Source organism: Pseudarthrobacter sp. NBSH8 (genome assembly GCF_014217545.1).
In the GTDB taxonomy this organism is placed as follows: Bacteria; Actinomycetota; Actinomycetes; order Actinomycetales; family Micrococcaceae; genus Arthrobacter.
In genome coordinates this window covers 980,525-1,001,806 of the sequence record NZ_CP043178.1, presented here as the reverse complement: position 1 = coordinate 1,001,806, position 21,282 = coordinate 980,525, and the positions used below count along the sequence as shown (strand labels likewise).

Below are 21,282 nucleotides of genomic sequence, written 5' to 3'. Positions count from 1 at the left end.
ACGGTGGGGGCAGAGGTCGACGGCGGGAGCCAAAGTGCCGCGGCCGAACTCGAGGCCTTCTGCGGCATTTGGGGAATCAGGGGCCCCAGGAAGGTCGTCGCAGCTACCCCTTGCCCCGAGCCTGCACCAAGTTGGCAAACGGCAGCCGTCCGCAGAGGCTGATGAACTCAGCCTGGTACGCGGCTTCGGTGGAATTTACCTCGGCCGCCTCCAATTCTTTCCAGGCGATGACCAGTGACTGAGAGTCGGCGAGCTGCCACAGCAGCCGCCCGCCCCAATGCCCTACGGGCTTTCCTCGGCCAAAGTCAGCGAGCTCTTGAATGCGCTGTCGGAGTCCCCGGGTACCGGCAGTTCCAGCACCAGCTTTTCCGATGTAGAGGACCTCTGCATCCTCGATCCAATGCGTTTCCAACGCGGCTTGGAACAGGGACGGATCCCGCTTCTTGAACTGTCCGCCCACGCTCTTCGCAAGGAACAGCGGCTGAAATCCCTCTGGTTTGAGCACTGCATAGATTCCGGGTACCTGCGGAACTCGGTTGATTTCCATCTCTCGAAACGACTGGAAACCTGTGAACCCGTCCTCTTTGAGCGTCTGTTTGTTCATCTGCATTCAGTAATCCTTACGTCGTCGGTTCAGGGATGCCTCACCGCCCGTCTATTTCCGCAGCAGCTTTGGCAGGTACCCTCACCCGCAACCGGAATCCCATAGCTGCGTGCCTTCTTCGCCTCGCCGGATAAGCTGTCCGGATCTGCCGCAACCAAGAGCTTGACTGCTTTGGTGATCGCCGGATGAGGGACGAACCCCGCAGCACGCAGGTCGGCTTCGATGTCGTCACGATCCCTTGACATCTCACCCGTCAGGACGACTTACAGGTCCGAGAGGGCAAAGAGCACACCGTCGTTCGCATCGGCCAAAACCAAAGCTCCGTGCCGCGGAGATAGCCGAACCAACCGCTAAGAGTATCCTCCAGAAACCAAGGGGGAAAGCATGAAACTCACCGCAATCGCAGAACGATCCGGGAAATGGTGGGCTGTCGAAGTCCCCGAGATTGACGGCCTGTTCACGCAGGCCGAACGCTTGGACAAGGTTCCATACATGGTGCGGGACGCTGCGGCACTACTGACTGGCGAACCGGAGGATTCCTTCGAAATCGTCGTCACCGTCAAGATGGATGGCGTACTGGAGCGAGCTGTGGAAGCAGCAGTCCGAGCAGCCGCGCTAGCCGCCGAATCCCAGGTGCAGGCGTCCGCGCTGACACGCCACGCCGCCCACACCCTGACGGAAGAGGGCATGGCCGTGCGCGAGGTCGGAACGCTACTTGGTCTGTCCCCACAACGGGCGCAGCAGCTGATCAAGAGCGATCCCGCTGTTTTCGAAGGTCACCGGAATGCCTCGGGCTCCTGGCATCATCTCTTGAACAGAGAGGAGTTGCAGGGAGCTTACATCGTCGCACTGGGGACCATCGGAGAGGACTTTCCCGAAGCGCCCCGGCTGGACTTCCGTTCCTGGCACCCGACTCGGATCCAACGTGGGAACAAGACGGCCGAATGGACCTTTGGAAAATTTGAACCAAAGGAACAGGAAAGCTCTGCCCCGCCTCAATCTACTGGCGTAACTGAAGGCCATAGGTCTCAATAGCGTCGCCGAAGTCTGCCTTCTAGGACGCGGTTCCCAACGTGGCCGAGCGCCTGGCCGAGGACCTAACCATCACCGGCACCGAGCAGGAGAAGTGCCTGCTGGACGGCCTTCAGAACTCCACGCAACGCTGGGACATCCTGGGCCAGCAGGTGTTCTTCGCCGAAAGGGACCTGAACGCCGCGCCCGAGATCGACGACGTCTCCATGGACGGATGGGACAGCTACGCCGCCTCACGCCGCCGCATCACCCAAGGCTGGGTGGACGCGAACGTCCGCAACGCAGTGGTCCTCACCGGCGACGTCCACCGCAACTGGGCCAACGACATCAAAGTCGACTACAAGGACCCCGCCTCCCCCGTGGTCGGCTCAACGGTGCTTGTGAGCGCCGCGAGGACCCCGACCCGAGGGCCGAGGGTAACGGCCCGACGAAGCATCGGCCGGTCGATCCGGATCACTTCGAGACCGTCTCCTGACAGGTCTTCCGCCACCTCGCCGAGCGTTGAACAGGCGCAAAGGACGACCTCGCATCCGCCTTCCGGAGTTCAGACAGGTGCCCGGCCAGGACGGCGCGCATGGCCCCCCCTGTAACGTCCTGTCTGGCAAGCACCAGAGCTTCCGGATCCACCCGGTGGACCGTGCGAGCAGAGGGCCTGAGCTCCCGGGACAGGGCCTCGAACGTAGCCACGTGGACCTGTTCCGTGTGAAGGAAACCGATTGCGCCGGGGCCGCCAGGGCGAAGTTCGATCATGGGGGCCGACTGTAACAGAGCACACCCGCAAAGACGCCGACTTTGACCGGCGGTCGGTACACGTGGGACTACGACACCAGGACTCTGGACGGTGAACCCGCCGAGCGGCCAAAGCGCGAGAGCGTCCGCGCAATACGTGTAGTAATTAATAGCCCAGGACGGGTCGACGGCGGCCTGCCGGTGTTGGGCTTGCCGGAACCGGGTTCGACAAGCCCAACCATCGGCGGACAGGCTTACCCAACCAGCATTCCGGCCGTCACCGGGTGTGGTGGGAGGCCAGCAATTCGTCCACCTGTGTATCCGACCTTCCCGGCGTTGCCCTCTGCAATCACTACCCCAGAAGAGCGGCCGATCCTACTTCAGTCGGGCCTGCCGAATCTCGACAGCGACAAAACCTCTATCCCGAACCGTACAAATGCCGTACATTTGCAGATGGAGGCGATCACTATGGCAAGCACAAAAACGCGTCGCTTAGAGCTGCGCACGGACCAGAGCACTGACGAGTTGATCACGGAAGCGGCGGAGCTGCTTCACGTGACAAAGTCTGCGTTCGTAACCGATGCCGCCCGGCAGGCTGCACAAAAAGTCATCTCACGTTCGGACGTCACTCTCATGGCACCCGAGGTCTTCGATGCCATGATGGCATCTCTCGACGTCCCAGACGAGTCCGCAGAACTGGCAGCACTGTCCAAGCTTCCGCGCCTCATCGGTCGATGAGCGGGCCGACGATTCGCGTTGCGAGGCTGGCCCCCGGGCATGATCTGGGGGCCTTTGACTGTGGTGAAGTCGATTACAACAAGTGGCTGACAGACTACGCGGCCCAGGCGGTAGAGGCCGGTGCGAGCATGGTCTACTTGCTGCTCGAACAGCGGCCCGCCCACGACGAACGGATCGTGGGATACTTTGCCATCTGCCCCACGCTCGTAGTCCGGGAAGACATGCCGAAGCCGCTCCAGCGGAAAGTACTGCGCAACGCCCCCGGTTGGCTGTTGGCCAAGCTGGCGCTCGACCGCTCCCTGCGCGGCGACAAGATCAACCAGTGGGGGTGGCAGCTTCTCCGTGCGGCGCTCGAGACAATTGTGGGCGCCTCGGATCTCGGCGGCGGCCAAATCATCGTGGTCGACGCCGACAATCCGGGCTTGGTGGACTGGTACACCCGTCACGGTTTTGCTTCAACCGGCGGGAGCAACCTGAGAATGTACATGAAGGTCGCAACGGCCAGGAAGTACCTCGGTTCGGCCACAACCTGAAACGGCACTTACCGGGCAGGAGCCGGCTGGGCTGGCAACGCCGAAACCTCGGCGTCCAGCGGCCTCAGTGGAATGTTTGGAACTGTGATGGACTTGGGTCCGTCGAAGCCCTGCACAAAGACCGTGGCGAAGCTGAGCGTCACCCTCGACGGCTCTTCGGGCAGCTGGCTCTCGAAGTTGAGGGTTCCCCTGCGCTGCCCGCCTGCCGGTATCTGGGGCTGCCAGTTGCTGCGGAAGGCACTCGCGTCGAAGGTGGTGCCGTCCGGGCCGGTGAGCAGCGCGTTCTGGAACAGCGGGAGGGATATCGAGTTCCTGGTCCCGTTGTTGACGAGGATCTCCACCCGGGTGAAGTGGGCTGTGCTTTGGACGCCCAGGACAGTCACCCTGACTCCCTGCGCTTCGGCCACCACCTGGCTTTCCAGCCGTTGCACACCGTCTTCGTTACCCGAGAAGTAGCCGACGGCGTAGCTCACCCCGGCGGTGACCAGCCAGCCGCCGCCTCCGAGCAGCAGCAACGTCAGCAGCACTGTGACCCCCAGCGGTCGCCGGGGCGCAGGCGCCAGCCCGGGCCCGGGTTCGTGACCAGCGGGTGGCCGCTGCGGGGCGCCTTGACCCTTCCGGTAATAGCCGAGCGTCTCTATGACCAGGGCAACCAGCAATCCGATGAAGGGGGTGATGAACCACGTCCAGGTGGGCGTCAGCTCGGTGAGGAACGAGGCGAGGCTGTTACCCAAAATCCCGACGACGTTGATGCCGGCAGCGTACATCAGTGCCGTTCCCAGCCGACCCCCGGACGGTTGCGGGGCTGGCCTCGTCCCGTTCTTGCCGCCGCTCCCGTGGGGTGCGCCGTGGCCGCCGTCGGCTTTCCTGTCGATGAACCGCAGCCTGACCTGGCCGAACTGAACCAGGTCCCCGTCAGTCAGTTCCGTCGGCGAGCTGATGCGGTGCCCGTTCACCCAGCTACCGTTCCGGGACTGTTGGTCGGCGAGGAGGGTCCGGCCGTCGGCGGAGGTTAGCAGCGCGTGGCGGCGGCTGACACCTGAGACCGGCAGGCGGATCCGGGAGCCATCGACGCTGCCGATGGGGACGTCCCCGTGCGGAATGACAATCCTGCTCCCCGCCGCCTCCCCGCTGACGACGATGAACTCATTCCTGGCACCAGGTCCGTCCATGGCTTCCTCGCCCTGCCACCCCCGAGGGCCGCTCGCCCCCAGGAGAACCACCGATTCCGCCGCCGTCCCTTCAGCAAAGGAGGACGACGTAGGAAAAGTCTCCTCCCGGCAGAAGTTCCTGACAAGGTGGCATGTGCTGCCGGGCCGGGTGCCGCCGTCGCCGTTTCAACAGCGGACGACGCCGGCCTCCGCACCGATCCCTTCCTGCTGGGCATCGCCTCGGGCGAGCCATGGCCGGACGGCTTCGTGATCTGGACCCGCCTCGCGGTGGATCCTGTTGCAACCCGCGCGACCACCAGGGCCCCGAGACCGCCAGCCTGGCCGGGTACCGGCAGCGGCACGCACAATACAAGTCCGACGCCGACCTGCAGGCCGCGCACGCCATCGCACCATGGCTGGTGGTCTGGGATGACCACGAGGTGGACAACAACTGGGCCGACGAGGTTCCGGAGAACAAGGACGCCAACCAGCTCAACGACACCACCGAGCGGTTCCGGCAGCGCCGAACCGCCGCATTCCAGGCCTACTACGAGAACATGCCGCTGCGGGCATCCTCCGTGCTGGCCGGATTCGATATGAAGATCTACCGCACCATCCAATGGGGACAGCTCGCCAACTTCCACATGATGGACACCCGGCAGTACCGCGACGACCAGCTCGCCGGCGCAACGGCTCAGGCTCCACAGTCGACCCGGTTCAGGCCTGGAACCCGCACCTGAAGTTCTACAACGACAACCGCGGCTACGTGAACACCAAGATCACCAAGGACGCACTCACGGCGGACTTCCGGGTGCTCGATCACGTCACGACGCCGGGCGCACAACGGCCGGACGTTCCGTCGTGCGGCATGACGGCAGGATGTGCTGTTGGAAGGCTAGGGCTGGACAACATTCACGAGTTCTGACCGGCTTCCTGCCTGCAGGTCCTCGGTAAGGACCAGCGCACCGACCTCGGGGCAGTGATATTTATGCTCCCGGGAATTCTTTTCGAGCGGCGTCCAGTCGTAAACCTTGACGCAGTCGGTGTAGGTGCGGGTTTTCGTGGACACGGTCTCGCCGGTAGCGACGGTGTCCCGCATATCTTCTGCATGACCAACGTAAAATTCCTGCCTATAGGAATCGCCAACGCGCTGCTCTGCCTTCATCCAGATGCCGGCTTTTGCCCCATCTTTTCCGTGGAGAAAGCTGCCGGCGTGGTCCAGCAACATCCCATTCCAGTAGTTGTTTACGTCCTCGCCGAAATACCACACGTCACCGTTTTTGTGTTGTGCCAAGTAATCCCGGGTTTCCTCTACGAGCTGCCCGTTCTTATATTCCTTATCCAGGTAGACGACTGTCTCAACGCCCTCTATGGTCTTGGTCTCCTGCAGGATCTCGATTTCAATCCTCGCGGTGACGCTTCCCTGCTCGGTGGTCTCGTAGGTCATCTTTTTGCCGACGGGGAGGGCAAAGTTTTTATTGGTGATTTTGGTGGTGAAATCGGCAGGGTTGATCTGTGGACTGTACTCCCCGGCCCTACTCCTTTTGGTGTTTTCGGAGAAAAGAAGTGCCGCCCCGCCGGCAATCAGCAGCACGACGATGAGAGCAAAGAATATTTTGGTTCGTTGATTCATGACCTTTCCCACTCCTTCTGAGTAGAAATTCCTGCAGGGGGTCAGAGCACCGTTGCTTGCCCATGGCCATAGGAGAAAAGATAGTGCAGTTCGTCTTGAACCTGAACCCCCTCGACGAACACGCCGCATGCGCGTTCCGGGAATGTAGCTGTGGGCGGACGGCCTAATACCGTGACTGCCGTTTTTACAGGGATGTTCGACGGCGTGCCGGCGGCGGTCGCGCTTCCTGGCATACTCGCCGTGGTCCTGACCATCATCGCCGAGATTTTCCAGGCCAGGGACGTGAAGCGCAGGGATCCCGTTCGCCGCTTCACCCTGCGAGGTATTCTCATGCCGATGTGCCAGCGCTACCTTGCCGGCACCCAGGGTCTTCGAAGCCTGGGCGGCCGAGTTGGCGGACCTGGTCGCGACCCATTTCGCACCGGGAGCCCGCACCGGCCAGGAAGGTGCTCTGTCTTCCAGTCCCGCGCACGACCCGTCCGCCGAGCAGATCACCGACGTCGATGTCGACGAGGACTCGGCGACGGTCCGCTCGGTCATCCAAACGGCCGGGAACACCACCTACTACTACGAGTACCAGCTGCTGCGAGGCGATGACGGCTGGCGGATCTCCCAACTCTCGACCTTTCTGGACCCGCCCGGCACACCGTTGATCGATCCGGCCCGGGCCGAGGCACTGATGCAGAGTGCAACACCCGAAGCCATTCTGCCCGACCTGCAAGCTCACCTGCGCCTCCGGGGTGCTCACGGTCTTGGACTTGGGTTCGGTTGACGCACACTTCGTCCCCTTGGCGCGACGGATATTGCCGGGGACGTATGCCGTCGAAGTCGCCGCCGCGGCGGACGTGACGGTCGCACTACGGCTGCTGCTCTCCGAGGCGCCAGCGGTCAGCTGGCACCCCGCCGAGTTCACCGACGGCACGCACGGCGTAGGGGTCGATGCCGGAAACGTCGCCCTCCTCGACGTCGGGTCGCTGGTGGAGTGTCAGGCCCAGCGCATCGAGGCGATGTTTCAAGAGCACATGGAACGGCTCATGGAGACACCGGGCACAATGTTCGGCCTTACCGGCGAGGTGGTGGATGCGGTCATGGTCTCGAGCGGGTACGGCGACGGGACCTACCCGTGCTACTGGGGTTTGGCCGCGGACGGCAGTCTCACCTCACTTGTTGTCGATTTCCGGGTGCTCGCAGAGAACATCCTTCGCACCAGCCGCGTGCCGTTCCAACCCGGCCCCGTCAGCACCCCGGAACTCGCCGCCCACGAACTGCAGATCACCGCGAATGACGGGGCGTTCGTCGTCAGCAGCAGGGGTGAGGACCTCACCGGCCTCCGAGTGCTGGCACCGGACGGCGCGCTCCTTCTGGACGCCGACTATCTCGGCACCTTCATCACGGGAGGCATCTCCAGCAAGACGTGGAACCCGGACGCGCTTCCTCCGCCCGGCTCCGTCCTCGAGGTCACCGAGTACCTCGGGTACCGACACATCTGACCAGATCGGAACTGGTCTGCACGTCCAACACCTCCACAGGCAACGGCTCTGGCTCCACCACGGACCCGGTCCAGGCCTGGAACCCGCACCTGAAGTTCTACAACGACAACCGCGGTGCCCGGACTGCAGCCAAAGGGGTAGCCTGCCACAAGGGATACCGTACGACGACGGCGGGGCGGACAGCATCTGCTGGCCGTCCCGCCGCTGGGCTTCAGTCAGCCGTGGCCGGCACTATCTCGTGTTGTCGGGACCGACGTAGCCTCCTGGTTTTTCCGGGTTCTTGTCCTCGCGGTTTATCAGTGAACCACTTGCACAACCATCCACGGTGGGATCCCCACATGGAGCTTCAACAGCTCACGGACGGACCTGTGGGCATCGGCACACGGTATCAGCGCCGGCACACACGGATTGGCGGCCCCATCGAGGGCACGATGGAGGTGGTCGAGTTCGAACCGGGGCAATCCATGGGCTTCCATATTCTTGACCAAACACCCAACGGGCCGCTGGAAGTCCTCTCACGCTCAACCCTGGAGCACGCCAGTCTTCCGCGATCTGTTCAACGAAATGCTGGTCGTCGCCGTCGCGGTCAGCGGCGGCAACTCCCAGGGACCAGGGCTTGCCGCCGTGCCTCCGGCATCCGCTACCCCGGGAACCCAAAGCACGGGAAGAACCCCTCTACACCCGGGCGGGCAATCTCGATGCAGCGTGCCTTCACCTGTTCAAGGACTGCTTCGCTGTCCGTGCCCGCCACCGTCAGTCCGTTGACTGTGACCGACACAGTTGCCGTGGCAACACGCCTCAAATTGTTGTCGGTCGAGTTGACGTTGCCCACACCTGGGATGTTCTCGTGTGAGCTGAGGGTGTCATGCTCGAGCGGGCCGGTGCCGGTCCACGACGCCGAGAGGCTGATAGTGACGGGGTTGCCGTCGCCATCGGTGCCGGCCAGTTCGGTGGTGATGGATGCGGCGGTCAGTCTCGGACGAACCTCCAAGGGTGCCAGGTTCTGGCCGTCGGCCTGGAACAGCACCACGCCGCGGCCGGGGGCAGCACAGACGTCGGTGATGCGCACGAACACGCTGGTCAGGCCCTGCTTGTTGACGGGACCGGGCTGGGCAGCGAACATGGCCACCATTGAGGAGACGAAAATTTCGGTCCGCTCGCAGCCGACGGTCTCGACCACCGCTGCAGAGCCATGCGATGACGAAATCGTGTGGTAACTGTTGGGAGCGGCTCCGGCTGGTGGTGCAGTCAGGGCCACCATTGCCGCCGTGCATAGTCCAATAAGCAAGCGCTTCATGACGTCTCCTTAGTCCGCCTCTCCCAGATTAAGCCTCCTGGAACGGGGCAGTCCATAGGGGGATTCATCCAGCCCATTCCTTGGAGCAGCCACGCCCCGGGGCCCCACTGCGAGGCGACGAATTCGCCGTCGTCGTTCTGGATAACGTCGACTGAGAGCAGGCCGAGGGGCGGCCTGCCTGATCCCTGCTAAATGCAGCGGGGCTGGTAGGCCGGATCAGCGGGGCCGGAAGTCTTACCCAGTGCGTGGGCCACGATCTGGTGCACCACGGGGTCGTTCGGCGTCTGGTCGTGTTCGAAGAGATCGGCCGGGCACTTGTCCTGGATGGTGATGTTGGTGACCTGCCGTGCCGGGCCGTTGAGGAACTGGCTGTTGTAGGGAATGACCACCTCGTCGTAGACCGTGGAGATGACGGTGTAGGACGGTCCCGCAACGGTGTCGCCGATGGAGTTGAGCTGCTGCATGAACGCCGATCCGGCCTGCTGGTCGGCGCAGGCCGCACAGCCCAGGCCGGTGTAGTCCGGAGGCGGGATAAAGCCCGGCGGCGGGACGATTACACCTTCCGTGCCATGGTTGGAGGGTGCGATGCCAATGAGCTGGTGGACGTGCTTGGCTCCGCCGAGAAAGCCCATGTAGTAGCGGGGCATCATGCCGCCCTGGCTGTGGCCCACCAGATTCACTTTCTTCGCGCCGGTGGCAGCACGTACCGCGTCCACGAACGGGGCGAGTTCCTGCGCGGACTCGGCCACCGGCGCGGTGGCGTGCACGCCGTTCGTCTCGCCGTAGTTCAGGGCGAAAACGCAGTACCCGGCGCTCTTGAGGTACGGCGACAGGGTGGACCAGTTCTTCACCATGCTCTCGAAGGTTCCTGGGACCAAGATGACCGGATACGGATGCTCGGCGGTTGGTTTGCAGGACCAGTCGTTGGCTCCGGGCGGGGAAATCTCAACAACGTCCGCCTGGGCGGGAGCCACGGCCAGGGAGCCGGCAAGGACGGCCGCCGCGGCGACGGACAGGGTTTTGGTAAGCAGTGACATAGAAACCTCATTGTTCGTGTGTCAGCGGGGTGGGGCCGGCCGTGGATGTTTGTTCTTCGTGTCAACCAAGGCTTGGGCCGGGGTACTCAAATGTATGCAGCCCGGGAGTCCATATGGGGTTGGCTGCACAGATGTGCGCGAAGAAAGCTGCCAGCCCGGGCGCTCTCCCAAAGGGTAAAACGCTCGATCGCCGCGTAGTTACTCGACAGTAGCTTCTACTCGGGTGTTTGGGCCCAGACGATCGCCAGAAGCATCTGCACAAACGTTCATAGAGGGCTGGGTTAACGCGAATGTGCGTCAGAGGGCGAGGTCACTGATGTGCGGCCAGACTGACGCGCAGATGATTCAAAGGGTGCTGGAGTTGGCGTTAGTCCAAAAAGTCCCAGTCGGTTGGCATCTCGTCGTTAGGCGCGTTCCACCGGCAGCCACAACTCGGAGGTTGCGGTGCTGAAGTCGGCGGCGCGGTCGAGAATGGCCACGACCGACGGGCCGGGCCCCCGCCAGGGGTTGGAGGGGAACCAGTCGGAGGCCGTCGCCGCCCACGTCGACTGGAGGGCTGCCGGGTAGGGTCCGGTGGTGCGGAACACCGCCAAGGTGCCGGCCGGGACCTCGATCGCGTCGAGGTCCTCGGGCACCGGCGCCCCTTCGCTGACGGCGACGCCGTGCAGGTACGTCAGCTCGCTGCCCTCGGTGTAATCGGGGTCGACGTCGGCACTCACTTGAAGCAGTCCTGCCCGTTCAGTGTTGCTCAGTGCCTTGAGGCGAGAGTGCTCCGCTTCGGGCAGCGAGGCGATATGCGCCTGGATGTGCGGGTTGGGGCCGTGGTTAATGAGCGGCACGCGAGCCGTGTGGCCGACGAGCCGGAAGGCCGGTTGATCTCCGATGACGTCGGCCGCGGCGACGGTCATGCGCCGCCGGCGGATGTACTCGGTGAGGCGCTCCTCGATGTAACCGACGGCTCCGTTCAGAACTGCGATCACGGTTTCCCCTTCCGCATCAAACTTCGCTCATCGATTCACACTCACGCCCAACTATTGCGGTTTGATTAAATCGCGCTCCCGCCAAGTCCTCGTCGGAAGGATCTTTGCTGTCAGTTGCCTGCGGCCGTGCGCAAGAGCCGAGCGACTTCGGGAGTCATGGAGTAGCGTTCACCGTCCCAACCCCAGATGTAGTGCCACGGCTTGCCCTTGGGGGTGGTGTACATCGGAAGCCCCGCGCGACGGATGGCCTTCCCCACACCACCGAGAGTGCCTGCCACGCCCGACGCACCTTTCGGGTGCGAGATCGCCTTGGCGATCTCCCATGGAAGGAAATGCATGGTTTCGTCGCCGGTCGCCCGGATCAAGTGAAGGAGAACTTCTTGTCCCTGCGGCGAGATCTTATTCCATAGGGTCGCGGCGATAGCGGGAGCTTCGTCGGTCTCGACCCAGGCGGGGACGGTCCCCGACGGCAGCCGGGTGGGCGCATCCGGATCAGGGACGTCGGCGATGAATTCTCCAAATCGGATGTAGAACTCCTCAACGCGGTGTTCGGGGACGTGGACGGTGATCGGAATGAACATTTGAACTCCAAGATGGGTTACAAGATAGGTTGGGGATTCAGGTGTGGCGTCAAGAAGCCCAGTGCGTCAAGAGGGGTTGCAACATATCTTGCGAATAGGGCAAGGGCTCTCGCGAGCGTCGGCCCATGTACAGCAGGTCAGACGGACCCTACAATGAGCCATGCCCATGACCGGCCGAGTTGTCTCTGTTGCGGTGCTGCTCGTCATTGAGGCAGGACTGGCGGTGCTGGCGGTGCTGGTCCACTACGAATTCATGAGAATGTACGGCGATATCACTGATACCGCGTTCGAGGGACTCATCTGGGGGTTGACGGCCGGTCCCGCAGGGTTGGCCCTCGGCGTGGTCGCGGTGGTTGGGGTGTTCGCTTTGGTGTTCTCGCCACGACTGTGGATGCGGCTGACGGCCGTGGCTATCCCGGTCCTCGTGCTGCTCGGGATGCTCGCTGTCACCCCCTCGGCGCTGGGGCAGAAGACCGAGAGGCAATTCGGTTCCACACCGCAATGCGTGATCGAGGGCACGGATGAGCCCATGGCCACCGCAGACCGCGAGTCCCAGCGGGCGTTCGATTCCATTGAACACATCGGCCTTTACAGCGGTGGCGGCATAAGCGGTGTGGGCGGCTGTGCCCGCTGGTTTGTGCTCTCAGGAGAGGTCGATGTGTTGCAGCACTATCGTGCGGCGCTGCAAGAGGCGGGCTGGGAAGTGGTCAAGGATGACGGGCGCCACCTTCGGGCCCAGCGTGATGGCCTGGCGTTCGAGGTGAGGCCCTGCCCTGGGGGCGGTGCCATCTGGACCGGAAGCCAAAATGACCCCGCATTCGGAGAGGGAACGGTTATGCAGCCCGGTACTGACGTGTGTGCACAGCACTTCTAGTACGAAAACGGCGGCACGCGGATCTTCTGGACAGCCGCGCTTATCCGTGGAGGTCGGACCAGAACGCCAGGACTCGCTCGGTGACTTCACGGGGTGCCACAAGTAGCGGCGCGACGTGGCCGGCTCCGGTGACTCATCCGAAGCGATAGTGGGGCCACGACCTTTCAGTCGGATCATGGTGGAGGCATTGGCCGGCAAGGGGGTGGCCACCACCGCCCCGCAGGCTGCGGCGGTGGTGAAAGCTGCTTTTATGGCAGGGGACAAGCCCGGAAAATACTGGGCCATGCAATCAGTGATGATGCACCGCCCCGACGTCCGCCCGGTTTTACCCCGTCTGCAGGTGCCCGTCCTGATGCTGGCTGGCCGCGACGATGAACTGCTGGACGCAGCGGAGGCCGAACGGGCGGCCCTAAGCGCTCCTGACGGTCCGTTACAGGTAGACGAGGAGTGCATTTTGCCTGCGCTCCGACTCGGTAAGCGGGTACGGCGGCGTACCAATAGTGGTGAGTGTCCTGGTGGAGCAGAAGAACTGGCACATCGTCCGTCAGACCGTCGGTTACCACCGCTACGACACCCCCCCGGCGAGCTGGATCTGCTGAACCGGATCTGGGAGCGGGCGCTCAACGACCTGCTGGCCGATGATTCAAGTTCCGGCCGGCACCTGCTGGTGCTCACCGACGCCCGCGGCGAGATCCTGTGGCGGGCCCGGAGATGCTGTGGCGGTCTGACCGGCTGGAGTTCGCCGAAGGGGCGGACTGGTCCGAAGCAGAACGCCCGACGGCGGGACCTCCCTGAGTGCCTCGTCTCCCGTCCGTGCGTCCCGGCAGGCTGTCCGCCGGCCGGCTTCTGCCGATGAGTCGCTGGAGCTTCTTGGGACCAGGGTCACCAAGGACGCGCTCACCGCAGACTTCCGGGTCCTGGACTACGTCACGACGCCGGATGCGTCTGTTAGCACGAAGGCCTCCTTCGCGATCCAGGACGGAGTTCCGGGGCTGCAGGCGCGGGGGTAGGCTCGACAACTGGTTCCAGCGGGATGTCCGGCCAGACGTTCCGTCGGTGCGGTCTGACTTCCTGCCCGTTGCTGCGCGTGAGCAGGAAATTCGAAGATCGATCAGCGCCGGCCAGGGCTACCGCCAAGCCCGCACATAGTCAACCTTCATGCTGCCCCGCTCGCCGAAAATCCGGGGGCCCCCCGCAACGCCCACATTCAGGATGAGATAATGTGGGCTGTTGCCGTCATTCGTTGCATAGGAGTGGACGCGCCGGCCGTCGTAGTAGATGTCATTGACTCCAGCCTTCCGGTACAAACCGTACGTGTGGTATTCACCGGCCCAGCAGCCGGAGACCTGCTGGCTTTTCGACCAGTCCTCTGAGTGATAGACGCTCTCCACATAACCGGCAAGGGACTCTGCTATGTCGATTTCCCCGGTGTGGGGAAATCGCTGCCCCACTGTCCACCACGCTGGCCAGTTGAGGATCCCGAAGCTGCAGGTTCCCGGGAAGGAAATCCGCGCTTCGACGTAGCCGGTGGTGAACTCGAAGCCCGCATGGCCGGGAACGCCGTCCTTGGGATTGGTGGAGAGAAGCGCCCCGGACTCAGCGTCGGTGAGCTGGAGAACTGCTTCACCGTTGGCAACCCTTATGTTGCTCGAACAGGTCTTGACGTTGTTCATCACCGATTTGGGGTTGCAGTCATTGAACCAGTATGGAGTCCAGACTGCTGTGTTCAGGATGTTGAATTCATCTTCGAAAACCAGATTCCACGAGCCGCGAACGCCGAGCGGAGCTGGCTGCGTCTTGCCCGGGACGGGAGCCGCAGCCACTGAATCAGCTCCATCGGGATTGCCGGAAGTCGCGTCGGCGAGAGTGTCTGCACCAAAACCAGGAGAAGGAGCTTCCGTCGGGACCCCAGCCCCGCTATCGGGAGAAGGCGACTCCACCGGCACGTCAGCACCCGCCACGCCGGAGTCCGCTGGATCGGCTTCGGCAGGTTTTGATGCCGTGGTTCCCGAGTCAGAAGATGGCTGCGGAATGGAGAATGCAGACTGAGCTGCACTCGCTGACAGCCCGGCCAGGATTAGAAGGCAGCACAACCAGCACAGTGAGCGGCGCTTCATGGGAAATCCATGCCTCGGGTCAGGGCAGGGATGGAATGCTGCCTATGCTGTGGGCTCCTGCCGGCCTGTGCCCACCCTGGAATACCGGGAACTGTGAGGGCTGGTTGCACTATGGTCCTTCCATGTACGCCTCGGCGGGTGACCTCGAGTAAGAACGTTTTGCGGCGGCCTGATTCTATTGTTGTCGGTTCAGGTTATGAGCGGGGCCGCGACAGGTCATGAGTACCGGCTACTCATCTTTTGGCGTCATACCCCCCGGTTCGGCCACTCGGAGTACTTGTTTCGCGTCAGCTACTGAAGCTTCGCGGAGGTGCTGACGGAATGCGGATGTGCTGTTGGAAGGATAGGGCTGGACAACATCCACGAACTCTGACAGTTCTCCTGTCTGCAGGTCCTCGGTAAGGACCAGCGCACCGACCTCGGGGCAGCCATATTTATGCTCCCGGGGATTCTTTTCAAACGGCGTCCAGTCGTAAACCTTGACGCAGTCGGTGTAGGTGCGGGTTTTCGTGGACACGGTCTCGCCGGTAGCGACGGTGTCCCGGATATCTCCTGCATGGCCAACATAAAATTCCTGCTTATAGGAATCGCCAACACGCTGCTCTGCCTTCATCCAGATGCCGGCTTTTGCCCCATCTTTTCCGTGGAGAAAGCTTCCGGCGTGGTTCAGCAACATCCCATTCGAGTAGTTGTTCACGTCCTCGCCGAAGTATCACACGTCACCGTTTTTGTGTTGTGCCAGGTAAATCCCGGGTTTCCGCTACGAGCTGCCCGTCCTTGTATTCCTTATCCAGGTAGATGACAGTCTCAACGCCCTCTATGGTCATCACTATTGGAACGCCGTGGGGGTAACAGCCTCGTTACACGGGCACTGCCGGCAAGGACGCCGCCGGTGAGGAGGACACTGTTTTGGACTACGGCCTGAGGTTTTCGGACCCGGCGAAGTACTCGCGCGCCCTGCGCCGCGCCCACGAACTGGTCATCTCCGGCGTCCCGCGCCCCGAGATCCCCAACGACCTCGCCGATTCGTGGCGCCGCTCCATGGCCCTGGGCATCAGCCCGGACCAGCACAGCCCCCCGGCACCTGCACGACGCCGCCGACGTCCTGGAGCTGCGGCGGGAGCACCGGCTGCAGCAGGTCATGCCGGCCCTGAACGACCTGCTGGCCGACGATTCCAGTTCCGGCCGGCACCTGCTGGTGCTCACCGACGCCAGCGGGGAGATCCTGTGGCGCGTGGGCAGCGCGGAGGTGCTGCGGCGGGCGGACCGGCTGGAGTTCTCCGAAGGGGCCGATTGGTCCGAAGCCGGGATCGGCACCAACGCCATCAGCGAGGCGCTGGTCACCGGCCGGCCGGTGCAGCTGTTCTCCGCCGAGCACCTGGTCCGCACCCACCATGAGTGGGCCTGCACGGCGGCGCCCATCACGGACCCGGCCACGGGCCGGCTGCTGGGCGTGCTCGACATCTCCGGACCGCTGGACACCATCAGCGCGGACACGCTGCGGATGGTGCGGTGCGCGGTCCGGGTGGCGGAGTCGCTTTTGGGAAGGCCCGACGGCGGGACGGCCTTGGGTGCCTCTTCTCCTTCTCGTGCGTCCCGGCAGGCTATCCGGCGGCCGGTTGCTGCCGTTGAGTCGCTGGAGCTGCTCGGGGACAAACCCGCCGCGGTGTTCCGGGACGGCAGCAGAGTGCCGCTGACGCTGCGCCGGGCCGAGATCCTGGCGCTGCTGGATTCACGCACCCACGGCTGGAGTGCCGAGGAACTGGCCTATGAGCTCCACGGCGATGCGGGCACCACGGCTGCCATCCGCACCGAGATGTTCAGGATCCGATCCATGCTGGGCGAGGCCGTGGAGTCGAACCCTTATCGCCTCGTAGCGGGCCTGGTGGGCTGTTCGGATTCGGGGCGTGTGCTGCGGCTGCTACGCGACGGACGGGTGGCCGAAGCGCTGGAGGCATACCGGGCTCCCCTGCTCAGCCGCTCGGGTGCTCTGGCTGTCCAGCTGCTCCGCGACCAGCTCGACCTGGCAGTTGGTTCGGCTGTGCGGTCGAGCGGGAATCCCGGGCTGCTGGTTCGGTGGCTGTCCTCTGATATGGGTGCCCCGGATTTCGAGGCAGTCGAGGAACTGGGACGGCTGGTGGGACGCGGGGATGCGCGGTATCTGTCGTTCCGGGCTTCGTCCGCCGCGGGTTGAGGCCAGCCTCGGTGGTTGAGCCCTCCCCATGGTGTTTGGACTTCCTTCGGTGGTTGAGCCTGTCGAAACCCCTGGCACCGAATATCGACGACGTCTTCATGGACGGGTGCGACGGCCGCGCCGCCTTTTGCCGCCGAATTACGCAGGGCTGGGTGGACGCAAACTTTCGCAACGCCCGCTTCCCCCATGGTCGGCTCTGAGCACGTATGCAATCCATCACCTCGACGGGCAACGGCTCCACCATGGACCCGCTTACGGCCTAGAACCCGCACCTGAAGTTCTACAACGACAACCGCGGCTACACGTGAACACCAAATCACCATGGACGCCCTCACCGCCGACTTCCGTGTCTTGGACTACGTCACGACGCCGGGATCCCCCGTCAGCACGACGGCCGCCTTCACGATCTAGGACGGTGTGCCGGGGCTGCAGGTACGCGGCTGAGATGGGCAGGGACAGTATCTCGGCGGTGGGGTGATTTTTCTGATGGACAAGACGCCTCAAGCCAGCTTTACAAAGCGATGCAGTTTGATCGCTCTACCCACAGCGGTCCACGGATGCGGCTGCGCCGCAAGAAACTGTTGATACAGATGCTCAGCAACGCCGTGGTACTCGTAAACCCCTCCGGATTGGAACCAGACTGTCAGCGTCAAGGCTGCTGGCGAGTATTGAACGGCTTGTACGTTGGATGACTGAACTGAAATTGGTTGCATGTCTCAGTGAAACATGAAGCCGGCATGGACCCACGACAGACACACGGCCCGTGCAACGTTGGGCTCAGCACAGCCAGATAGTTTCCGCACTTGGGCGATCAGCGATAACTCAGCCACTGTATGCGGTCAGTTGAACAGATATCGTGGTGGCATCGTCCAGGAAGTTGAATCGGCCCCTCCCGCTTCCACTCGCCGTCTTGATCGAATCGCCGGTGCTCTCCGGCTAAGTCCAAAGGGGGACCGATGTTCAGCAATGAAAACGCCGCGTCTGCACGGCGCGCGGAGTTATCGACCCCTGAGGTCTCCGTCTGACCTGCCCAAGAGATGTACAGTGTTTGGTGGCTTTGTGCCGCCTCGCAATGCTCGAAGCGCTCCCAAGCGGTAGAGTCCCAAAAGTCGTCTGCCCCCTCAGAAAACGCCATTAGGTTCCTGTCTTGGTAGTGCTCCCGGAGCAGACGGAGCATCTGCGTGGCCAGACCCTGACGCCGCCATGACTCAGCAGTCTCGATGAATGGAAGGTGTACAAAAGAATCCTTCGCCGGCACACCAAACTCCTTTGCCGGGTGCGTACCGTCATCGACAGCCATGATGCGTCCAACCTCCACGCCACGCAACAGGATTTGGAACCGGTCCGAATCCTCAGCAGAGTCGAACACGATGCAACCCGGCTGCCACCAGTCCTCATTGAAGTCGTCGGACTCAGTGTAAGGCGATACATACAGCTTGCGTTCAAGGTGCTCTGGGGTCAGTAGCTGAAGCTTCATCATGGGACCATAACCTACCTTGCTCTCGGTGGCGCGGAACGGGAGCTTGGTTCTGCCCGCGCCGATTGTGGCGGCGGCGGGCAGCTCGGATCACCCTTCGGGCCGATAGGCCCGACTGGGCCTATCGCGCCAGACGTTTCGGGGCCGGTGACCACCTCTCCGACAGAGGGTGCGGAGGCTGGGCCAGTCTCACCCTTCGGGGGCGTGAGGTTCAGCTTCCGACTGGGGTTGGCGCCAGTGATCGTGGCGCGAGCAGCGGAGCCAGGGCTGCCGGTAGTAACTGTGCCGATCGAGAATCCTTCTGCGCTGGCCGCAGCCTCAGTGGCCTTGGCGGTCGCGGTGGTCGCGGAGCCGGCGGCTGCAGTAGCCGAGCCGGCCGCGGCAGTCTTGGTACTGGAAGCGGAAGATGAGGAAGCGGTCGCCGAGCTGGCGCTCCACACTGCTGAAGTGGCGGAGCCCGCGGCTGCAGCCCTCGATGCGGCGGCTGAGGCCTCAATGTCAGCGATGTACGCATGCCATACAGGGTTCGGCGCGGGGGCGGGCTCCAGGGTGTCGGGATCGACTTCAGTCAGGTCCGTGAAGTCGATGGTCGGAACGTCGGGGACCGCTACGTAGCGGAAGCTGTTCGTGAGTCCGTCAACAACGCCGACCTTCCAAAGCCAAGCCGCGGTGCCCGGAGCGAGTGCATGTCGGCGGCGCGGTCAGAGAACTTTCACCAGAGTCACGCAGTGCCTCCTAAGGGCTGACGGCCCTAGGGGCGGAACTGGCTTTAGACAAACAAAAAGGCCCACCGGAATAACCAGGTGGACCTGTTTGTGTTGGCGCGGTTGCGCCGAAGTTTCATTACAAGATTTGCCAATCCGAGCCGTCGAAGCCGATCTCGTAGTAGGCCGCACCTGTGTCGCTAATGCGGTAAACGGTGTTGAGGAAGTCGTCAGCGATATCCGACGCAACGTCGAGAACCTTATCGCTGTGGAAGTCATCACCCGCCGCAACAGCTTCCTTCTTGCGTGCGATAACGTGCTTGTTGCCGAGGGCAGTGACCTCGACCAGCGCGTCGCGGCCGCCCGTAAGGATGCCGACGATGGAAATGTCGCTGGCGCGAATCTTCTGCCTGTTGTCGCTTGTCTTAACCCAAACCTCAGTCATGCTGTCTCCCTGCGTTGTGTGAATGGGGACACCCCCAAGAGGAAGATACAGGCCGGACTGACGCCCGGCTTTGTTGCTCGCTGCTGGCGTAATGCGTTGGTGCCACCCACACGGAATCGAACCAGGCACACACCTCTTAGCTGGCGGCCGCTGAACGAACGATGTCGTCGGGGCCTGGTATCTTGGAAGCCAAAGATCAAGGGGTGCAAGTGTTTCCAGTAATCGACCTTTTCGCCGGGCCAGGCGGCTTGAACGAGGGTTTTTCCAGCGTACGAGATGAGTCGGGCGACTTCGTCTTCAAAGCGTTGGCGTCGTTTGAGATGGATAGCTTGGCCTGCCAGACGCTGAGGCTGCGTGCAACATACCGGGAGCTCGTTCGATCTGGGGGCGATCTGCAGCCCTACTTCGACTATATCCAAGGCAAAAAGGCGTGGCAGTCTGTCCTCACGGGTGACTTTAAAGAGGCCTATGAAACTGCGAAAGCGCACGTCTACCAGGTCGAGCTTGGGGAGGACAACCGACCCAAGGTGGACAACTTCATCGAACGGCAGCTCGGGCCAGAGAATGAGCGGGGACATTGGGCGCTCATTGGGGGTCCGCCGTGCCAAGCATATTCCCTTGCCGGGCGGTCACGCAGAACGGGCGACGAGTTGTTCGCGGCAGATCACAAGCATTTCCTCTACCGTGAGTACCTCCACATCCTCGGCAAATTCAAGCCCACGATTTTTGTGATGGAGAACGTGAAGGGGCTTCTCTCGTCGAAAAATGGCAACAGCAGCATGTTCCAAACGATCTTGGGTGACCTCAAGCGCCTCCCTGGTGGCACCAGCTACGAAATCCGATCATTAGTCGTGGACGCCGAGCCGCAAGACTTGGAACCCTCGGACTTCATCATTCGTTCAGAAGAATACGGAGTGCCGCAGAGGCGGCACCGCGTGATTCTGCTTGGAGTTCGAAGTGATGTCGCAGCAAGCCTTCCGCGACACGTGCTCGCCAAAGCAGACGGGGCAGTTACTGTTCGAGCTGCTGTACAAACAATGCCGAGTGCGCGAGCGGCGAAGTCGAAGAGAAGGCCGAAAGTCGAGCTGGACTGGGAGGCTCTTCAGAACGAGGCACTCGAGAGCGTTCGAGCGGTCGAAATAGGCACCAAGCCCGAACCTGTGAAGGCCGGAGCTCTCGCTGTGGATGAGTATGAGGCGTGGATCCATGACAAAAGGCTTAGCGAGCCTATCCAACACGAACCGCGTGCCCACATGGTTTCTGACTTGGCACGTTACCGCGTACTCGCGGCGCTTGCGGAACGACTGGGCAAGAGCCCAAAGTACACGGACCTGCCGACGTCGCTCCACCCCGAACACAAAAACGTCGGTAGCGAGCGGCCCCCCTTTACAGACCGCTTTAGAGTGCAGGTTTGGGATGCACCAGCTACAACGGTGGTTTCACACATCTCCAAAGATGGGCACTATTACATTCACCCGGATCCGGAGCAGACACGCAGCCTTACGGTACGCGAAGCCGCGCGACTCCAATCTTTCCCTGACAACTACTTTTTTGAAGGTCCCAGGACGCAACAATTCCATCAAGTAGGGAACGCCGTGCCCCCGCTGCTTTCCAAACAGATTGGTGATGTGGTGGCCGAGATGCTGGGACGACTGGAGGACTGAGT

At 62.6% G+C, this 21,282-nt stretch carries 22 protein-coding genes and 3 pseudogenes; 13 read left to right on the top strand and 12 right to left on the bottom strand.

Annotated features, from left to right (window positions below; genetic code table 11):
* Positions 1-103 precede the first annotated feature (103 nt).
* Complete coding sequence (locus FYJ92_RS04650) at positions 104-610, bottom strand: hypothetical protein (RefSeq protein ID WP_185262809.1); 507 nt, start codon at positions 608-610, stop codon at positions 104-106.
* A gap of 378 nt (positions 611-988) precedes the next feature.
* On the opposite strand from FYJ92_RS04650, the gene FYJ92_RS04645 reads away from it, so the two are divergent.
* The 4 genes and pseudogenes from FYJ92_RS04645 to FYJ92_RS04630 all read left to right on the top strand — a co-directional run bounded on the left by FYJ92_RS04645 (position 989) and on the right by FYJ92_RS04630 (position 3,636).
* Positions 989-1,639, top strand: coding sequence for a hypothetical protein (locus FYJ92_RS04645; protein WP_185262808.1), 651 nt, complete (start codon positions 989-991; stop codon positions 1,637-1,639).
* A 35-nt stretch (positions 1,640-1,674) separates the two neighbouring features.
* Positions 1,675-2,046: pseudogene (locus FYJ92_RS04640) on the top strand (alkaline phosphatase D family protein); the annotation flags it as partial.
* Between the two features lie 787 nt (positions 2,047-2,833).
* The gene (locus FYJ92_RS04635; protein ID WP_185262807.1) at positions 2,834-3,103 is read left to right on the top strand and encodes a DUF1778 domain-containing protein; all 270 of its coding nucleotides are present in this window, start codon (positions 2,834-2,836) and stop codon (positions 3,101-3,103) included.
* A complete protein-coding gene (locus FYJ92_RS04630; protein ID WP_185262806.1) occupies positions 3,100-3,636 on the top strand; it encodes an N-acetyltransferase in 537 nt (178 codons plus the stop codon). Before FYJ92_RS04635 ends, FYJ92_RS04630 begins: the two co-directional genes overlap by 4 nt.
* Before the next feature lie 8 nt (positions 3,637-3,644).
* Here the strand turns inward: FYJ92_RS04630 and FYJ92_RS04625 are convergent, their stop codons facing one another.
* Positions 3,645-4,808 (bottom strand): FHA domain-containing protein, encoded by a 1,164-nt coding sequence (locus FYJ92_RS04625; RefSeq protein ID WP_185262805.1) that lies wholly within the window; start codon positions 4,806-4,808, stop codon positions 3,645-3,647.
* Between the two features lie 126 nt (positions 4,809-4,934).
* Here FYJ92_RS04625 and FYJ92_RS04620 point away from each other — a divergent pair.
* A pseudogene (locus FYJ92_RS04620) lies at positions 4,935-5,712 on the top strand (alkaline phosphatase D family protein).
* Here FYJ92_RS04620 and FYJ92_RS04615 read toward each other — a convergent pair.
* Positions 5,683-6,420 carry a hypothetical protein gene (locus FYJ92_RS04615; protein ID WP_185262804.1) on the bottom strand — a complete coding sequence of 246 codons (738 nt, stop codon included), beginning with the start codon at positions 6,418-6,420 and terminating at the stop codon, positions 5,683-5,685. The pseudogene FYJ92_RS04620 and the gene FYJ92_RS04615 overlap by 30 nt on opposite strands.
* Before the next feature lie 352 nt (positions 6,421-6,772).
* Here FYJ92_RS04615 and FYJ92_RS04610 point away from each other — a divergent pair, with 352 nt between their 5' ends.
* Positions 6,773-7,192 carry a hypothetical protein gene (locus FYJ92_RS04610; protein ID WP_185262803.1) on the top strand — a complete coding sequence of 140 codons (420 nt, stop codon included), beginning with the start codon at positions 6,773-6,775 and terminating at the stop codon, positions 7,190-7,192.
* Positions 7,179-7,910: a DUF4241 domain-containing protein gene (locus tag FYJ92_RS04605; RefSeq protein ID WP_185262802.1), complete on the top strand. Its 732-nt coding sequence runs from the start codon at positions 7,179-7,181 to the stop codon at positions 7,908-7,910. Before FYJ92_RS04610 ends, FYJ92_RS04605 begins: the two co-directional genes overlap by 14 nt.
* Positions 7,911-8,550: 640 nt before the next feature.
* Here the strand turns inward: FYJ92_RS04605 and FYJ92_RS04600 are convergent.
* The 4 genes from FYJ92_RS04600 to FYJ92_RS04585 form a co-directional block, all read right to left on the bottom strand.
* Complete coding sequence (locus FYJ92_RS04600; protein WP_185262801.1) at positions 8,551-9,207, bottom strand: hypothetical protein; 657 nt, start codon at positions 9,205-9,207, stop codon at positions 8,551-8,553.
* Between the two features lie 188 nt (positions 9,208-9,395).
* A complete protein-coding gene (locus FYJ92_RS04595) occupies positions 9,396-10,244 on the bottom strand; it encodes a triacylglycerol lipase (protein WP_185262800.1) in 849 nt (282 codons plus the stop codon).
* A 404-nt stretch (positions 10,245-10,648) separates the two neighbouring features.
* Positions 10,649-11,224 (bottom strand): GyrI-like domain-containing protein, encoded by a 576-nt coding sequence (locus FYJ92_RS04590; protein WP_185262799.1) that lies wholly within the window; start codon positions 11,222-11,224, stop codon positions 10,649-10,651.
* 110 nt (positions 11,225-11,334) lie between these two features.
* Positions 11,335-11,805 carry a DUF6416 domain-containing protein gene (locus FYJ92_RS04585; RefSeq protein ID WP_185262798.1) on the bottom strand — a complete coding sequence of 157 codons (471 nt, stop codon included), beginning with the start codon at positions 11,803-11,805 and terminating at the stop codon, positions 11,335-11,337.
* A gap of 166 nt (positions 11,806-11,971) precedes the next feature.
* Between FYJ92_RS04585 and FYJ92_RS04580 the strand changes: the two genes are divergently transcribed.
* Both FYJ92_RS04580 and FYJ92_RS18935 read left to right on the top strand, forming a co-directional pair.
* Positions 11,972-12,679, top strand: a complete 708-nt coding sequence (locus tag FYJ92_RS04580; RefSeq protein WP_185262797.1) for a hypothetical protein — start codon at positions 11,972-11,974, stop codon at positions 12,677-12,679.
* 175 nt (positions 12,680-12,854) lie between these two features.
* Positions 12,855-13,535 carry an alpha/beta fold hydrolase gene (locus tag FYJ92_RS18935; protein WP_255482310.1) on the top strand — a complete coding sequence of 227 codons (681 nt, stop codon included), beginning with the start codon at positions 12,855-12,857 and terminating at the stop codon, positions 13,533-13,535.
* Between the two features lie 271 nt (positions 13,536-13,806).
* On the opposite strand, the gene FYJ92_RS04570 is transcribed toward FYJ92_RS18935, so the two are convergent.
* Positions 13,807-14,502 (bottom strand): family 16 glycosylhydrolase, encoded by a 696-nt coding sequence (locus FYJ92_RS04570; protein WP_185262796.1) that lies wholly within the window; start codon positions 14,500-14,502, stop codon positions 13,807-13,809.
* A gap of 523 nt (positions 14,503-15,025) precedes the next feature.
* Positions 15,026-15,493 carry a hypothetical protein gene (locus FYJ92_RS04565; RefSeq protein WP_255482309.1) on the bottom strand — a complete coding sequence of 156 codons (468 nt, stop codon included), beginning with the start codon at positions 15,491-15,493 and terminating at the stop codon, positions 15,026-15,028.
* Between the two features lie 444 nt (positions 15,494-15,937).
* Here FYJ92_RS04565 and FYJ92_RS04560 point away from each other — a divergent pair, with 444 nt between their 5' ends.
* Together FYJ92_RS04560 and FYJ92_RS18930 are read left to right on the top strand one after the other, a co-directional pair.
* Positions 15,938-16,990, top strand: a complete 1,053-nt coding sequence (locus FYJ92_RS04560) for a GAF domain-containing protein (RefSeq protein ID WP_255482308.1) — start codon at positions 15,938-15,940, stop codon at positions 16,988-16,990.
* A 74-nt stretch (positions 16,991-17,064) separates the two neighbouring features.
* Positions 17,065-17,401: pseudogene (locus FYJ92_RS18930) on the top strand (alkaline phosphatase); the annotation flags it as partial.
* Positions 17,402-17,490: 89 nt separating this feature from the next.
* Here the strand turns inward: FYJ92_RS18930 and FYJ92_RS19275 are convergent.
* Positions 17,491-17,703, bottom strand: a complete 213-nt coding sequence (locus FYJ92_RS19275) for a KTSC domain-containing protein (protein WP_185262795.1) — start codon at positions 17,701-17,703, stop codon at positions 17,491-17,493.
* A 98-nt stretch (positions 17,704-17,801) separates the two neighbouring features.
* A complete protein-coding gene (locus tag FYJ92_RS04550; protein ID WP_185262794.1) occupies positions 17,802-18,470 on the bottom strand; it encodes a GNAT family N-acetyltransferase in 669 nt (222 codons plus the stop codon).
* A 279-nt stretch (positions 18,471-18,749) separates the two neighbouring features.
* Here FYJ92_RS04550 and FYJ92_RS04545 point away from each other — a divergent pair, with 279 nt between their 5' ends.
* A complete protein-coding gene (locus FYJ92_RS04545; protein ID WP_185262793.1) occupies positions 18,750-19,082 on the top strand; it encodes a hypothetical protein in 333 nt (110 codons plus the stop codon).
* Between the two features lie 228 nt (positions 19,083-19,310).
* On the opposite strand, the gene FYJ92_RS04540 is transcribed toward FYJ92_RS04545, so the two are convergent.
* Positions 19,311-19,616, bottom strand: coding sequence for a hypothetical protein (locus FYJ92_RS04540; RefSeq protein ID WP_185262792.1), 306 nt, complete (start codon positions 19,614-19,616; stop codon positions 19,311-19,313).
* Between the two features lie 182 nt (positions 19,617-19,798).
* On the opposite strand from FYJ92_RS04540, the gene FYJ92_RS04535 reads away from it, so the two are divergent.
* A complete protein-coding gene (locus FYJ92_RS04535; protein WP_255482307.1) occupies positions 19,799-21,280 on the top strand; it encodes a DNA cytosine methyltransferase in 1,482 nt (493 codons plus the stop codon).
* Positions 21,281-21,282: the final 2 nt, after the last annotated feature.